The sequence below is a fragment of the Pseudoalteromonas rubra genome (assembly GCF_001482385.1).
In the GTDB taxonomy this organism is placed as follows: domain Bacteria; phylum Pseudomonadota; class Gammaproteobacteria; order Enterobacterales; family Alteromonadaceae; genus Pseudoalteromonas; species Pseudoalteromonas ardens.
The window spans coordinates 3,765,302-3,781,148 of sequence record NZ_CP013611.1 but is presented as its reverse complement, the minus strand read 5'-3'; the positions used below and the strand labels follow the sequence as shown (position 1 = coordinate 3,781,148).

10 protein-coding genes are annotated in these 15,847 nt (G+C 49.4%); 3 read left to right on the top strand and 7 right to left on the bottom strand.

From position 1 onward, the window contains the following. Positions 1-13 precede the first annotated feature (13 nt). Both AT705_RS16435 and AT705_RS16430 read right to left on the bottom strand, forming a co-directional pair. Entirely contained in the window at positions 14-3,421 is a 3,408-nt protein-coding gene (locus AT705_RS16435; RefSeq protein ID WP_058797399.1) for an AAA family ATPase, read from the bottom strand. Between the two features lie 48 nt (positions 3,422-3,469). Next, the gene (locus AT705_RS16430; RefSeq protein WP_058797398.1) at positions 3,470-4,201 is read right to left on the bottom strand and encodes a TrmH family RNA methyltransferase; all 732 of its coding nucleotides are present in this window, start codon (positions 4,199-4,201) and stop codon (positions 3,470-3,472) included. Between the two features lie 134 nt (positions 4,202-4,335). On the opposite strand from AT705_RS16430, the gene AT705_RS16425 reads away from it, so the two are divergent. Then, positions 4,336-4,632, top strand: a complete 297-nt coding sequence (locus AT705_RS16425; protein ID WP_058797397.1) for a hypothetical protein — start codon at positions 4,336-4,338, stop codon at positions 4,630-4,632. A gap of 81 nt (positions 4,633-4,713) precedes the next feature. On the opposite strand, the gene AT705_RS16420 is transcribed toward AT705_RS16425, so the two are convergent. Beyond that, positions 4,714-5,316 carry a CBS domain-containing protein gene (locus tag AT705_RS16420; RefSeq protein WP_058797396.1) on the bottom strand — a complete coding sequence of 201 codons (603 nt, stop codon included), beginning with the start codon at positions 5,314-5,316 and terminating at the stop codon, positions 4,714-4,716. 222 nt (positions 5,317-5,538) lie between these two features. Beyond that, the gene (locus tag AT705_RS16415; RefSeq protein ID WP_058797395.1) at positions 5,539-5,814 is read right to left on the bottom strand and encodes a hypothetical protein; all 276 of its coding nucleotides are present in this window, start codon (positions 5,812-5,814) and stop codon (positions 5,539-5,541) included. 254 nt (positions 5,815-6,068) lie between these two features. Here AT705_RS16415 and cysZ point away from each other — a divergent pair, with 254 nt between their 5' ends. Continuing rightward, positions 6,069-6,797 (top strand): sulfate transporter CysZ, encoded by a 729-nt coding sequence (gene cysZ, locus AT705_RS16410; RefSeq protein ID WP_058797394.1) that lies wholly within the window; start codon positions 6,069-6,071, stop codon positions 6,795-6,797. A 43-nt stretch (positions 6,798-6,840) separates the two neighbouring features. On the opposite strand, the gene AT705_RS16405 is transcribed toward cysZ, so the two are convergent. Further along, positions 6,841-8,370, bottom strand: coding sequence for a response regulator (locus AT705_RS16405; RefSeq protein WP_058797393.1), 1,530 nt, complete (start codon positions 8,368-8,370; stop codon positions 6,841-6,843). 154 nt (positions 8,371-8,524) lie between these two features. Here AT705_RS16405 and AT705_RS16400 point away from each other — a divergent pair, with 154 nt between their 5' ends. Beyond that, the gene (locus AT705_RS16400) at positions 8,525-14,077 is read left to right on the top strand and encodes an ATP-binding protein (protein WP_058797392.1); all 5,553 of its coding nucleotides are present in this window, start codon (positions 8,525-8,527) and stop codon (positions 14,075-14,077) included. Positions 14,078-14,496: 419 nt separating this feature from the next. Here the strand turns inward: AT705_RS16400 and AT705_RS16390 are convergent, their stop codons facing one another. Both AT705_RS16390 and AT705_RS16385 read right to left on the bottom strand, forming a co-directional pair. Beyond that, complete coding sequence (locus AT705_RS16390) at positions 14,497-15,000, bottom strand: AAA family ATPase (RefSeq protein WP_082669020.1); 504 nt, start codon at positions 14,998-15,000, stop codon at positions 14,497-14,499. A 225-nt stretch (positions 15,001-15,225) separates the two neighbouring features. Next, positions 15,226-15,645: a hypothetical protein gene (locus tag AT705_RS16385; protein WP_058797390.1), complete on the bottom strand. Its 420-nt coding sequence runs from the start codon at positions 15,643-15,645 to the stop codon at positions 15,226-15,228. Positions 15,646-15,847: the final 202 nt, after the last annotated feature.

Sequence of the window (15,847 nt, the reverse complement as noted above, 5' to 3'; positions counted from 1 at the left end):
TCACCTTTACTTATTATGCATGCGCCATTTGCACTGCTTGTTCTATGTCTACGGCAACCATACGTGAAACTCCGGGTTCCGCCATGGTTACCCCCGTCAACCGGCCAGCCATTTCCATTGCGACCTTATTGTGGCTGATGTAAATAAACTGCACCGTTTGCGACATTTCTTCGACCAGTCGGCAGAAGCGTCCTACGTTCGCATCGTCCAGCGGTGCATCTACTTCATCCAGCATACAAAATGGGGCCGGATTCAGTCTAAATATTGAAAATACCAATGATAATGCGGTCAGGGCTTTTTCTCCACCACTTAACAGATGAATTGTCGAGTTTTTCTTACCCGGCGGCCTTGCCATTATGGAGACACCACTTTCCAACAAGTCATCACTAGTGAGTTCAAGATAAGCGCTGCCACCGCCAAACACTTTGGGAAACAGTTCCGCCAGGTCCTGATTCACCTGATCAAAAGTCGTTTTAAAACGGCTACGCGTCTCACGGTCAATTTTACGAATAGCCCCTTCCAACGTTTCCAGCGCGGCACTAAGATCGTCCAGCTGCTCGTCAAGATACCGCTTGCGTTGCTGGGCCTCATCAAATTCTTCAATCGCGGCAAGGTTAACCGCGCCCAACAGACTCAGCTGCTGGGCAATGCGAGTCAACTTACCCTGATGGCTGCTGGCCTGTGCGTCTTCAGGTAGCTGAGCCAGAACGTCTTTGAGGGTCTGACGCAGCTCTGTCAAAGGTTCAAGTACGGCCTGCGCCTTCACCATTAAACTTTGTTCCTGCAACGCTAACTGCTGGCGCTGCTCTTTAAGTTTCGTGCTCTGTGCCTGAGCATCTTTAAGCGCCAGCTGTTTATCACTCAGTTGCTGCTTTGCTTCATTTAGTTGTACCGCGCCATCCTGTAATGCTTGCTCCAGCTCGGTATGGCGGATCAACAATTCTGTTTGCTGTTGCTCCAACTCAACACCAGGTTCTTCACAGCTGTGTAATTGTTGCTGCACTTGCGCAAGTGATTCTGTGCCCTGCGACAGGGCCTGGGCAAGGTGGCTGAGTTTAGTCTGGCCAAGCTGAACATCACTTTCAACTTGCTGAAGTTTCAGTTTCGCCTGATGATACTGCTGTTGAATGTCACGTTGTTGCTGCTGCTGATAAAGCTGTGCCCGTTTGAGCGTTTCCAGTGACTCGCTTGCCTGATCCACCTGTTGCTGCTGCAATTCCTGCGCTTCTTCTGCCTGCCACAAAGTTTGCTCGCTTTCTTCGAGCTGTGCCACCAGCAGTTCACTCTGTTCAGCCAGTTCATGTTGATTGCTTTCTAGCTGATGGCTTTGTTGTTGCCAGCTGGCTTGCTGAGCCACTAACATGTCCACCCGAGTCTGGCTGCTGGCGACCTGTTTGGCCGCCTCATGGACACCCTGTTTATTGGTTTCAAGCTGCTCGGCACATTGCAACACCGACGTTTCCAGTGGCCCAAGCGCTGTTTCCAGTTCGCTAAGCCGCGCCTCAATTTCCGGCAGTGCCGCCTGGTGGGCACGCAGCTCGCTATAATGGGCAAGTAAGTTCTCCGACTGCGTATCTGTCTCTTGCGCCCGCCAGTTATGCCCATACAAGTTGCCTGCATCATCAATTGCGGCAAAAAACGCTGTGTGTGCGCTGAAGTGACGCGCCTCACCGAGCCACTCAATCTGATTGAGAAACTCCGGGTAAACGTCGGAGTGGACTAACATCGCCACGCTGTTCGGGCTTTTCTCTCTTTTTGTACTGGCCCAGATCCGGTTGACATAGTCTTGTTCGGTGATCCGCAGCGAGCCCAACCCCAGCATCGCACGTTCCACAACCTGTTCGCGGCCCGGTTCGACCCTTAAAGCACTGAGCAATGACGCACCTGGAGCGTCTTCGCTGTCACCTTGCTGAGCATGGGTGAGTTTTTCCAGCGCCTGCACCTGAGCCTGAACCTGCCCAAGTTTGACCTGCTGCGCCTGAACCTGCTGCTGTAACGCCGCTTTTGCCTCATTCAAACGGTGTAGCTCGGCACTCAGGCGCTGGTTTTCTTGCTGTGAGATGGCCATCGCATGCACCAACTCCTGATGTGCCTTTTGTTGCTGTGCTAATGCCTCAGCCGGGTTTTGTGTGCCATGCTGCGCCAGTTGCTGTGCCAGTTGTGCTTGTTGCTGCGTCAGGTGCTGTTGTTGCTGAGTTAAACGTTGCAACGCTAACTGACACTGCTGAACATGCTGTCGTGCCTGCTCAAGTACCTGCTGATTCTGCTGATTCGCCGCTTCTGATGCTTGCAGTTGCTGGGTTTTTTCTTCGTTTAATATTTCTGCTTCAGCCAGCTTCTCTGCACTTATCTGCGCAGCCTCCTGATGTATCTCAGCTTGCTCGGCTAATTCTGCACAATGTTGTTGTTGCTGTTCATATAACGTCTGAGCCTGAGCAATCTCTTCGTTCAGCTGTGTTTGTTTATCCACTAAGTCACGGCGCTTTTCGCTCAGATGGATTTTCTGCTGCTCCAACCGGGTTAACTGAGTTTGGGTAGTATGAAGCTGCTGTTGTAATTGGGTTTGCGCCTCACTGAAGTGGGTGACTTGTTGCTCACACGTGACCAGTACATCATCATGGCCGCCATGGGCTTGCTCCAAAAAGGTCAATTGCTCATTCAGTTTAGTTATCTGAGTGGTTTTTTCCTGCTGCCTGGCATGTAACTCCTGCCACTTTAACACCGCCAGCTGGCCTTTCAGAGTCCGCTCCTGTGCCTTAAGGTCTCGATACTGGCGGGCCGCATCTGCCTGTTTCGACAGCCGGTCAAGCTGATTTTGCAGTTCCTGACGCATATCCAGCAAACGTTCCAGGTTCTCTCGGGTACTTTTGATCCGAGTCTGCGTTTCCCGCCGGCGCTCTTTGTATTTGGAGACACCTGCGGCCTCCTCCAAAAAGATACGCAGCTCTTGCGGCTTACTCTCGATAAGTCGCGAAATCATTCCTTGCTCAATGATCGCATAACTGCGCGGGCCAAGACCGGTGCCAAGAAAGATATCCGTAATGTCACGTTTACGGCATTTACTGCCATTGAGGAAATACAGTGACTGGCCATCTCGGGTAACCAGACGCTTGATGGCCACCTGAGTCCGATCAGCCATAGAGCCCGGAAGTCGCCCTTGAGTATTATCGAAAAGCAGCTCTACCGAAGCCTGAGACACAGGCTTGCGATGGGTTGAGCCATTAAAGATAACGTCGGTCATGGCATCGCCGCGGAGGTTTTTTGCGGAGCTTTCACCCAGCACCCAGCGTACGGCGTCAATGACATTAGACTTGCCACACCCATTAGGGCCAACAACACAAGTCATCGGCTCTGGAAAGGGAATTTTAGTCGGCTCAACAAATGATTTGAAGCCAGCCAGTTTGATGCTGCTCAGACGCATATAAACAATAGCTTAAGTGCAAACACAAGAGTTCAAAGTCACACCACCTTAGCTGTGGCGTTTGATGTTATCAAGAATGATCCCCGTCGCCATCGCCACGTTCAGTGACTCTGCACCACCAAATGCCGGAATAGTAATGGGCTGATTGACATGCTGCGCCACTGCATCGCTAATGCCATGAGATTCGCTGCCCATTACAAGTATGCCACGTGCAGCAAAAGGCGTTGTATGCACGCTCTCACCTGCTAAAAAAGCCCCATAAACCGGGCCATCATAATCTTTCAGTAATGCACACAGATCCGTTCTGATCACCGCAACACGCGCAAAAGAGCCCATGGTCGCACTGATCACTTTCGGATTCAGATGATCCGCACAGTGCTCACTGAGCACAATTTGGCTCAGACCATACCAATCTGCAACTCGAATAATGGTGCCCAGATTGCCCGGATCGGATACATCATCCAACGCCAGGACCAACCCTTGCGTGTTCAGCTCTGCCTCTGGCTCTGTCTGGGCAACGGCAATGGCCGCATTGTTGCTGACCAACGTGCTGACCTTACTCAGCTCAGCCTCATCACACAGCACCACGTCATGACCTTTCAACAAAGCCTGATTGTCGGCAATAAAATCAGCGCTGGCAAAAAGGTGTTTAACCGGCTTGCCTGCAATGAGCAACTCCTGAACATTTTTGGCCCCCTGTACCAGGTACAGACCATGTTGTTTTCGATATTTTTTTTGCGCCAGAGCACGGAGCAGCTTTTGTTGATTTTTCGACAGCATACCTACCTCATTGGTTTACCTGCGAAGTATAACCGCAATGGCACAGAAAAGGCAGAGTCATCCATCAGCTTGCTTGCCAAAGTCCCGTTGCACACCTTAAAATAGGGACTTCTTCATACCTATAAGCTGTATTTATGTCCATTGAACTTCAGGTCATCCTGCTCAACGTCATCATTTTATGTTTGGCCTACTTTGTCATTTACCCTCGTTACGCTGGTAATGATCTAAAAAAGGTCTCTATTCAGGATTTGATCGCAACCATCGTCTCGCTGGCCATTGTCGGCTCAGTCTACTACAACTCCGGGTTGTCGTTTTCTCTGGTCTTATTCGAGGTCAATTGGGCCTGGTTTACCGTTATTACCTTTACTCTGATTGAATTGCCTTTGTGCTACTGGTACGCCAAACGCCACGGCGTTAAGTTTCCAGAATAATAAAAAAGGCACCCGCAGGTGCCTTGGCGTTAATTTACATTAACTTTAGGAAATAAATCTGTTGGGCTGCACTGATTGGAATTACAGCTCACTGTGGTGCAACAAAGACACCACAATGTCGTTAAAGTGTTCGGCTGGCCGCAGCTGATTAACAGAACGACCACCTGCCTTGATCAACTCGACCAAATCAAAGTAACCGCAAATCTGACCGGTTTCAGGCGCTGTCACCAATAAGTAATCGAGGCCATGCGCTTCCATGGTCACCAGTACATCACCAGCGCTCGCGGTACGCAGTTCAGTCAGACTCACCTGCTTGAGCGTTTTCAATGGCAGCATGACATCGGTAGCGACCAGCTCTCTGCGCTGACAACCTCTCAACTGGGCTTCTTTTAAAATATGCCGACTCCCTAGCCGGGCTTGCGAAATAATTCCCAGTAATGCGCCATCCTGAGCGACAAACATTGAGGCCACATGGGTTTTGTTCAGCACCAGCGTGGCTTCATCAACACTGGTATCCGGGTCCAGGCACACTGAATTCTGACCATCCAGATTGTGCATGTATTTTTGTGCAGATACAGACAAGCGATCAAGTCCATTGTTATCAACGTCATTTATCAATGGGTTAGCCTGTACGGGCATGTCGGTGGTCACATCAAGCGTATTGAGTCTGTTAAACGTATTCATTATTCACCTCTGTTTCGGGAATATACCAAGGTGCGTTATCACTGACAGCCAGGCAACGGATCAATCTCAACTAAACAAATCGATTGATGCTTGCCTTTGGCTAAGCGTATTCACATTGGTAATTGTCAGTCGTTTAGCTGTCAAAACAGCTGCGCTGACTTTAAGCACATCACAGCACGACCTGTCTCGCAGACGTGCAAATTCAAATTAAAAATGAGTGGCTTAAACGGCAACAGGTGGGGCTCGGATCCCCTGATGATAGTGAGTAAACGGGTGGTATAAGCTAACAGTATCGTGAAAATCACGGACAGGCTGAATAAGTTCCTGTTTGGCTGCGCCAGGTAAAGGAATATCAAGATCACTGTCTAACTTATCTTTGTCCGGATCGGTTAAAAGCTCTGCCAGCTGCGTGGTTTTGACTGACACACTGCTGCCAGCGGCGTTCACTGTCAGTGACACCATCAGACACAATGCTAATAACCAAAAACGCGATTGCATGGGCAAACTCCCTCAGGACGATATTTTGAATGTATAGGCAAGCAGATGCGGTTTCAACCAGCAAAGTGCAATAATCTGCAAATTAATTCTATCCGGACCAGCCTGAGCTCTTAGCAAAACCACCAGCAACTCAAAAAACTAACTAAAACACAATAAGATGGCACAGCATGCACAATTTGTTACTGATTAGACTGCCCTTTTTATGTTGCCCGGATTTATAATGAAGGCAGAACTTTCAGTACAGAGGTATCTCAATGCAACTTACCAAGGGGATGGAATATTTTGTCGCCGGCTTTTCATTGTTAAGCCAAAAAGGACTTAAACGTTTTGTGTTTATTCCACTACTTATCAATGTGATGCTGTTTGGCGGCTCATTGTTTTTCCTGTATGACTGGCTGACACAAGGTTTTGCTTATCTTAATGGCTTGTTACCTGACTGGCTCAGCTGGCTGGAATGGCTAATGTGGCCGATTGCCATATTGGTGATTTTATTCAGCTACAGTTTGGTATTTTCGGTGATCACTAACTTTATCGCTGCGCCATTCAATGGCTTGCTGTCTGAGAAGGTCGAACTGTTTCTCACCGGGCAAAAGATTAACGATGACGGCTTTGCCGATTTAGTCAAGGATGTGCCACGTATGCTGGGGCGCGAATGGAGCAAGCTGGTTTACTACCTGCCGCGTGCCATTGGCTTTTTCATCTTGTTGTGGATGCTACCGCTGATTGGTCAGATACTTTGGGTGTTGTTTTCGTGCTGGATGTACAATGTGCAGTATAACGACTACCCCTTTGATAATCATAAAATCTCTTTCAAAGAGATGAAGGATACCTTAAAAGCGCATCAGGGCCTGTCGTATGGCTTTGGGTTTGCTGTCATGGTGCTGACCAGCATTCCAATAGTAAATCTGATTGTGATGCCAGCCGCGGTGTGCGGGGCTACGAAATTGTGGGTCGAGAATTATCGCCCTAAATATCGCAATTAACTCCCAGTACTTTCCTCCCGGCTAACATCAACAGCTCGGGAGGCTAACTCGCCTTTTCCCCTAACGGCAAACTCACCGTCACCTCAGTACCGCGTTGCTCATCAGTATTAAACGCTACCTGTCCATGCTGCGCTTCGGCAAGTAATTTGGCGGTGTAAGTGCCTACCCCTGCTCTGTCAGGCTTACCAAAAGTTACAAACTTATCGAAGAAACGTGTTCTGACGCCATCCGGTATTGGGTCCGGGTTTTGAATGATCACCGTCAGCTGCTGCTCCGCTGGCTGCGCACTGATAGTCACCAAGGGCTTAGCATTGACCGCCTCAAGTGCATTGGTGATGAGGTTATGAAATAAGGTATAACACAGCGCCGGCTCACCAAAAAACATGAGATCTTTAGACACCACCGTACGTAACTGAACTTTGTGTTCTTCAACCAACGGAGCCAAGTCCTCCAGCACGGATTCGAGCACTTTGTGCAGGGGATGATTGAACGGGTTGAGCTGATACTCATTCGCTTCAATTTTTGCCAGTGCCGACATGCTGTCCATGGCATGCTGAAGACGCAAACAACTATGTTGAATATAGCTCAGATACCGCTTTGCTCGCTCCGGATCTTTAATGTGCCGTGCCAGCAGCGCCGTTGAACTGCGAATATCCGACACCGGTTTTGCAAGGTTCGTTTGGGTCAAGCTGTCAAACTCGTCCCGCAGCCTGGCATTATTCAGCATCGCATCTATCTGCGCACGCATCAGGCGATTCGATTCAATATTACGGCAATGGGCCCTGACCCGAGACTTTACCACAGATGGGTTTGCCGGCTTGGTAATGTAGTCGACCGCGCCAAGCTCAAGCCCCCGTACAACGTGCTCGGTTTGTTCCAGCGCGGTTAAAAAAATCACGGTAATATGCTGAGTATGAGGGTCGTCTTTGAGGCGGCGGCATACTTCCAGCCCATCCATACCCGGCATCATAATATCCAGTAAGACCAGGTCGGGTTGCGGTTCTGCAGCGCAGATCTGCAAGGCTTTTGCGCCACTCAGCGCGGCTTTAACCTTGTACTCTTTACGCAGTACATCACCAATAATTTTGACATTGTCTGCGACATCATCGACCACCAGCACCTGAATGGGTTGCTCTACGATCGCTTCCTCTTCGCCCATTTCGCCGTGGTAAGGCCGAACGGGTTTATTCAGTGCTCTGCGCAGCCGCTCTAGCATGATTTTACTGGAAAAAGGCTTTACCACATATTCAGACACGCCACATTTAATGGCCTGTAGTACCTGAGATTGCTGTATAGAAGTGGCAGTCATGACAAACGGGATAGCAGCCGTACGAGGGTTTTTCCGGACTTCTTTTAATAAATCGATCCCCGCCAGCTTGGGCAGCATCCAGTCGGCGATAATGAGGTGAATATCCTGATATTGCAGTTTATCGAGTGCATCGGCACCATTGGGGCTCTGTAACACATTGACCCGCCCAAGACCGGTCACAATATTAGCCACCATAGAGCGAATGGTCTCGTGCGCTTCAACAACCAGGATGGTCATAGTGGTTACTGCACTGCCATTGTCCATTCTTCTCTCCTAAAGCCAACTGCCTCCCGATGAGGCCGGCACAGTTAAGGTGATACAAGGTCAGAAAATTTATTTGCTGTTATTGTGCACATGTTATTATTATCTGTCTAACATTTGTACAACGAATTAACTGACCAGCCAGCAGGCCAACGCTATGCCCGTCACCTCAGTTTTATGCCTGACCCAAACACTGCGCTACGGTTTTTCACTCACTGTTAGTTTAGCGGTGAAATTGCTCTTGTGTGTGCTATTCGCTCAAAAAGTGCTGGCCACGACACTGAAAATTGAGAATATCGCCACTTATAATGGCTTGAATACCCCGCAGATTTACGCTGTAAGTAAAGATCAGCAAGGGTTTATGTGGTTTGGCAGCGCCGACGGCATTAAACGCTATGATGGCTATCAGTTTAGTAACTTTAAACACAATCCGAACGATCCTCACTCACTGTCTGCTGACAGTGTCAGTGTCTTACTATTTGATACCCGTGGCCGTTTATGGGCTGGCACCTGGGGCGGTGGCCTGAATCTGTTTTTAGGGGCTCAGCTAGGATTTCAGCACTTTCGTCATAACCCGAATGATGCACAGTCTCTTGGGGCAGACAAAGTGCAGGCCCTATTTGAAAGTGCGGATGGCAGCCTGTGGATTGGTACCAATGGCGGCGGTCTTAACCGTCTCAAAGCAGATGGCAGCGGATTTGAGCGTTTTATCCATGAGCCAGGCAACCCCGCAAGCCTGGGTAATAACCGGGTATGGAGTATTACAGAGGACAATGCGGGCAATATTTGGTGTGGTACCTCAGATGGACTTTACCGACTTAACCGCCAAAGTGGCCAGTTTAGTGCATTTAAAATGGCACCCCACTCACTCGACCATCCTGAGATCAGGCAGGTTTCCGTTGCCGCCGATGGCCGACTGTGGGTAGCCACGCGCACGAGCTTTGGCCGCTTTGATCCGGACACACAGCGTTTTCATACCTATCAGCTCAATGAACACAACCTGCCGAGCGTATCCAGTCTGTTGCACCATCAGGGTGACATTCTGTTATCGACCTTTGCGGGTATCTATCGCTTTTCACCAATCCAGGACAAGTTCATTCCCACCGCACAAGATGGCAAGCTGGCCTTATTGCAAAACCGTGACGTACGGCAGGTGTTAATTGATCAGACCGGGCTGATGTGGGCCGCAACGCGCTATTCCGGGGTCATTAAAGTCTTTCCTCACCCCCCCGCCTTTAAGGCCTGGCATCATTTTTTGGCAGACCAGCAGCTTTCCGGATTATTTAATCAGGTACTGAGTATGACTCAGGCCACTGAAGATGGCGTGTGGCTTGGCACCGGTCGCGGTCTGGTGCATTTTGATGGCCATGGACAATTTACCCCGTTTGCTTCGCCCGAGGAGTTGACGGGCGATTATCGGCTCAGAGTACACCACCTCAACCGGGACACGGATAGCCAGCTCTATGCCGGTACCAATTTTGGGCTGTTTAAAGTTGATGAGCTAAATCGTGTTTTAACGCCCTTTATGCCACCAGGCGTGCGAGAGAGCTCCCCCGTCGACTATATTAATTTTGATACTCATGGATGGCTGTGGTTAATCATTGCCGGTGAACGCAGAGTCACACGCTGGCATCCACCTAGCGGTGAAGTACAGCATTTCTTACCCAATACAGACCCCACTTTTGTGTTGATTGACAGCGATGACCAGGTCTGGGTAGGCAGTGACGGGGATGGCCTGTTTCGCCTGAGCCCGGACTTAACGCAAATACAGCACTATCTGCCCGATAACACCCCCACTAGCCTGGGTGGTCGCCATATTAATCAGGGTATTCAGAGCGGCCGTGACCTGTGGTTTGCCAGCAATAACGGCATTACCCGTTATGCACTCGATCAGGGGCAGTTTCGGCGCTTTAACAATACCACCTCACAAGCCAATTTTGCAGTGAAATCCATTGTTGCTGATGAGCTGGGACTGTTGTGGCTGGCAACCTCTGGCGGCGTATTTCAGCTTGACCCGCTGAGTGGGATCTTTCATCAGTTTACCACCCATGATGGACTGGGTAACAACCACTTCCTGGCACGCTCATTTGTGACCTTTGATGAACAGATCCTGTTTGGCAGCATAGACGGCATTACCGGATTTAACCCGCTTACTGTTTATGTCAACATCTCTGCGCCGCCGATGGTTTTTACTCATGCCGATTTGGATGGCGAACGGCTGGACAAACTCGATACCGGCATTGAGTTTACCCATAGAGACAGAAATCTGGCCGTACATTTTGCAGCGCTGGATTACCATGCGACTGAGGATAATCGCTACCGCTATAAGTTATTGGGACACGATACCGACTGGAGTGCCATCACAGATACGCCCCGTGCCAGCTATCGATCACTGCCACCCGGCAAGTACGTGTTACAAGTATTAGGCAGTAATAATCACGGTGTCTGGAATGACACTCCGATTGGGCTACAGATCATTTCGCTACCAGCTTGGTATGAAACCTTGTGGTTTAAAGTACTGTTACCTGCTGTGCTCATTATCTCGATTGTCACCATAGTGCACATCCGAGAGCGCAGGCTGCGTCTGGCCAGCTTAAAACTGGAACAAAAAGTTGCTCAGCGCACTCAGGACCTGGTGGTACTGGGTGAAGTAGGTAAAGAAGTCGCCGCAACTTACGACATGAAGGTCATTTGTGAAACCATCTATCAGCACTTAAAACAGACTTTACCCTGCGAGTTTTGCGCGGTGGGTATTTATCACCGTGACCAGCAGTCTATTGATTACATCTATGCCGTGCAGGATGATGAGCCGTTTTCAGCGTTGATCAGCAAACTCACCACCAGCCGCGGTGCCGACGTGTACTGTGTCCAAGAAGCCACCCAAGTGTATGCTGCCAGTCCACAGGACTGGCAGAAGCTGGCGCTGAATGCCGCGGACAATCTTAATGGCACTGCCACGCAAAGTGTTTTTTGTGCTCCGCTCGTAGTCGACGGTGAGGTACTGGGCGTGTTTACCCTGCAATTTAACCATCAGCACGCGCTCACTCGGGCACAGCGCGCGATATTACGTGTCGTTGCCAATCACCTCGCTGTGGCTCTGGCCAATTCCTTGTCCTATGGCGAACTCAAAGAAGCGGAACAACGGCTGGAACTGGCAATGTCTGGTGCCAACGCCGGCACCTGGGAGTGGGATATCAGCAGTGGCCAGCTGATCACCAATGAGGTCTGGTCAGAAATGCTCGGCTACCAGTGTGAGGAGCTTGAGCAGCGCTATGGCCCCAGTATTGCCCGCTGGCACCAACTCATTCACCCCGATGATCTGAGTGCCACCGAAGACGCATTACTGGTCCATGCGCGGGGCGACAGCAATACCTTTCGCCATGAAATGCGGATGAAATGTGCCGATGGTAGCTGGAAATGGATCCTCAGCATTGGCCGCAGTGTTGTGGCCAAACATGGCCCAGACGGCAAAGAAGTATTTGGGATCCACATGGATATCAGCGACGCCAAAGCGCTACAGGTAGCCCTGCAAAAAGCCAAAGATAAAGCGGAAAGTGCCACTCAGGCTAAATCTGACTTTTTATCGAATATGTCGCACGAAATCCGCACCCCCATGAACGCCATCATTGGTATGAGTTACCTGGCACTGCAAACGACTTTGAATCGTCAGCAGCGCAACTATGTGGAGAAGATCAATCGCAGTGCAGAGTCACTCCTTGGGATCATCAATGATATTCTCGATTTTTCTAAAATTGAGGCTGGCCGACTCGATATTGAAGCCATCGAGTTTGACCTGGAAGAAACCCTCACTCAGAGCATTGATCTGTTAGCCATCAAAGCCCGGGAAAAAGACATTGAGCTGTGTGTCATGCTGGATCCTGGGATCCCGGCACGCCTGATAGGCGACCCACTGCGGATCTCACAAATATTGTTAAATTTAGGTAGCAATGCCATCAAGTTCACCGATGAAGGTGGTGATGTGATCATTGATGTATCGCCACAGGCAGGCGACAAAGAAACCCTCACACTGGCATTTGCGGTCATAGACACCGGCATTGGTATGACCGAGGAGCAACAGCAAAAACTGTTTAAATCCTTCAGCCAGGCGGATACTTCAACAACCCGTAAATATGGTGGAACCGGTCTGGGGCTCGCCATCTGTAAAAAGCTGGTGGAGCTGATGGGCGGTCAGATCAGCTGCCAGAGTATTGCCGGTGAAGGCAGTACTTTTGCGTTTGAGATTGTAGTGCAACTGTGTGACTGCAACAACGCAACTTTGCCGGCATTGTCCGTGCAGCATGCCATCATTGTCGATGACAATCAGTATGCCGCGGCGACCCTGAAACGCTATCTGCACGCCTTTGAGATCAGCGCAGAGCCTGTCAGCAAAGACTGCCTCAACGAAGATGCAGAAGCTTTGGTGAACGCCCAATTCATTCTGGCAGACAGCCGCTGTGTGGATGCTTTACCCGACCCGCTGCGCGCAAAGCTGCCCATTGTGCTGTTGAATCATAACGGAGATAGCAAAGAAGCCGATGTCAACTATACCCTATCAAAACCAGTTTTCCCCAAGCCGCTTGCCGCCTGCCTGCTCAGTCTGTTCGGCGACACAAGTACCTACGAGCAACACGATACGACCACTGATGAACAGCCCGATTCTGTCGCTGGCGCTCACTTACTGCTGGTAGAGGACAATGACCTAAATCAGGAGCTGGCCATTGCCTTACTGGAAAAAAATGGCATTCGGGTTGATGTCGCTGAACATGGTCAGCTGGCACTGGAAATGCTGCAACAGCGTGATTACGACGGCGTGCTCATGGACTGCCAGATGCCAGTGATGGATGGTTACAGCGCGACCGAAGCTATCCGTCAACAGACCAGATGGCAGGACCTGCCAGTCATTGCTATGACCGCCAGTGTGATGCTCGATAATCGTCAAAAGGCGCTGGAGTGTGGCATGAATGACATCATTGAAAAACCCCTGAATCCACGCAAAATGTTCGCCACACTCGCTCGCTGGATAACCCCAGCACAGCCAACGAATATATCCACCAGCAGCGAACGTCTGCCTTCAGTAAAACCAGATGAACCAGGGAACTTATCGACGATTACCGGGCTGGATACCCAGGCAGGACTCACCATCAGTGAAGGCGACATAGCCCTGTACAAAAAGCTGCTGATGCGTTTTTGTGACAAACAGGCGCAATTCGCACACGCCTTCACCGACGCGCAAGCACAGACAGATGTTGATCCACAGGGACCGATGCGGTGTGCCCATACGCTCAAAGGCAGCGCTGGTAATATTGGGGCAGTCCAGGTCGCACAGCTGGCCGCTGAATTAGAAACCGCCAGTGCCAACAATGCACCTGTACAACCCATATTGGATGAGCTATTGATCAACCTGACGGCACTTATTGATGCAATTAAGCTGTCATTGAATGAGCTGCAAGCCAGTGAACACAGCAGCGAAACAAGTCTCCCAGCAAACGCACATCAGGATATTGATATCGCGGCCTTACTCGCGGAGCTCAAAGGTATGATCAGTGATTCTGATATGGATGCCAGCGACCGGGCTGACACACTGCTCGAGGCGCTCAGCGGGACCCCTCAACAAGCGTTGGCAGAACAACTGTTTACCCAGATTGAGGGTTTTGATTTTGATGGTGCAGATGAGACTTTGACGGCACTGGATCAACAGCTGACAGACTGAACAACGAGTATGTAGTTATCCAAAGTCATACTCAGTGATTCGCTCTGTGCCAGGTTGTGGTGCCATCGTGCTCAGAAACCAATACTAACTGGCTTGCGGTGATGCTTTTCACCTTAAACTGAAACTAATGCGTCACAGATGAGAGAGTCAACGTCTCCGTCACCGTGAGCATTTCCCCGTCCAGACGCCAGGTCCCTGTTACTTTATTTATATGTGCTTCCCCGAACTTGGCAGAAAAAGAAGCCTTTTCGATAATACATGTACGCTGTGTATTTTCAAAAAACTCACAAACCTGAGTCGTTTTGTGGCTCGGGCCAGCATCAACCGTAATCCACTCGCCCTGCAGTTTATTCAACCTAGGCACATTAGCACTAGCTATATGACAACTCAAAAGTAAAAGCGTCACTGGCAGTATAAATCTAACTCTCATTGATGTTTTCCGTGCGAGCTAAGATCAGATGTTCACTTGCCTCAGGTGGTTCAAAATACTGGCTAACCTGATAAAACACCGCTTCGTTATCAAACTGTGCTCGCGCTGGCTGTTCAATACGGCGTTTTGCCAATTGTGCCAGGCACTGTGTATCACTGACATCCAGGTAGTAAAGCTGATGTTCGGCCTGTACCGCTTCACTCAGCTCAACGAACCAGGCGCGCTGTCGCCGGGTGTTGGCCGGAAAGTCCATCACCACATTCAGCCCCAGTTGCAACAGGTTTTGTACATGAGCTTTGATAAAGGGTTTGATTAAGCGAGATTTCTCGATGTAATCATCGAAGGTATTTATTTGAGCCGGATAATGCGCTGCCAGCCAGTCGTCCTCAGACAGCACAACCGCTTGATGGTCCTGAGCCAGCTGGCGTGACAGAGTGGATTTACCAGCCCCCATCTTGCCGCATAAATAATAGAGTGTCGCTTTTTGTGTCACTGCGTCGTCCTTGTTTAATGTAATCGACAAACCAGTATTAACACATTAGGTAACCGGGTCAACCACTGTGGCAACACACCTCTACACGCGCATTTTGACAACTGCCGCTGATAAACCCGGCCTGCTCACTCCAGCCTGGCAGGCTTACCAACCGTATTTAGTTTATTGAGAGTTGAATAATGAGAAATTCACCCTAGTTGTGACTTTGCCTATTTCGAGCGCACGCTACGTGTGGTAAACCACCGAAATAACACCAGTAAAAAAAGTAATCAACATAAAACAACCAACAGAAACCTTGATAAATGTTTGTTCCTCTTCACTTTTGTTCGTAAACCAGTACTCTTCCTGTTGGTACTTTTCTTCATTTCTAATTGAGAAATAAAAAATTATCACTGAAAAAGCAAAAGCTGACAAAGCCAAGACTTTAATTGTGTCGAGGTCTAGCAATCCCTCTCGTCCATTAAAAGGCGAGTATGTATAAGCAAAATAAACAATACTTTGCATCACCATATTTAGCCAAAAAGCGCCGGCTACAACACCTGGATACTTTTCTCTTTTATCCCAGGCCAATAAATTCTTTATTACAACGTGCGCCTTGCACAAGAACATTGACACTGCTTCCCCCTTCTCAATGGTTGTTTTCATTTCCCATCCAACAGCACACGCTCAACACTTTTTTGTGTACAAATGTGGGGGTGTTTAATATCGCGGGAGATAAATAAGAATTTAAAATTAAAACGCACGAAATGTTGCAGTGAAGCTATCACAGCTTAAACAATGCTTGTGCATGTCCGTGAGCCTACAAAAGCGCGCTTTTTACGATTCATGATTCATAGTTGAAACTATA

Excerpts from the sequence above, each read along its gene's own strand:
- AT705_RS16420 (WP_058797396.1), bottom strand. The coding sequence starts at position 5,316 with ATGAATACGTTTAACAGACTCAATACGCTTGATGTGACCACCGACATG.
- AT705_RS16430 (WP_058797398.1), bottom strand. The coding sequence starts at position 4,201 with ATGCTGTCGAAAAATCAACAAAAGCTGCTCCGTGCTCTGGCGCAAAAA.
- AT705_RS16385 (WP_058797390.1), bottom strand. The coding sequence starts at position 15,645 with ATGAAAACAACCATTGAGAAGGGGGAAGCAGTGTCAATGTTCTTGTGC.
- AT705_RS16415 (WP_058797395.1), bottom strand. The coding sequence starts at position 5,814 with ATGCAATCGCGTTTTTGGTTATTAGCATTGTGTCTGATGGTGTCACTG.
- AT705_RS16400 (WP_058797392.1), top strand. The coding sequence starts at position 8,525 with ATGCCCGTCACCTCAGTTTTATGCCTGACCCAAACACTGCGCTACGGT.
- AT705_RS16405 (WP_058797393.1), bottom strand. The coding sequence starts at position 8,370 with ATGGACAATGGCAGTGCAGTAACCACTATGACCATCCTGGTTGTTGAA.
- cysZ (WP_058797394.1), top strand. The coding sequence starts at position 6,069 with ATGCAACTTACCAAGGGGATGGAATATTTTGTCGCCGGCTTTTCATTG.
- AT705_RS16425 (WP_058797397.1), top strand. The coding sequence starts at position 4,336 with ATGTCCATTGAACTTCAGGTCATCCTGCTCAACGTCATCATTTTATGT.
- AT705_RS16435 (WP_058797399.1), bottom strand. The coding sequence starts at position 3,421 with ATGCGTCTGAGCAGCATCAAACTGGCTGGCTTCAAATCATTTGTTGAG.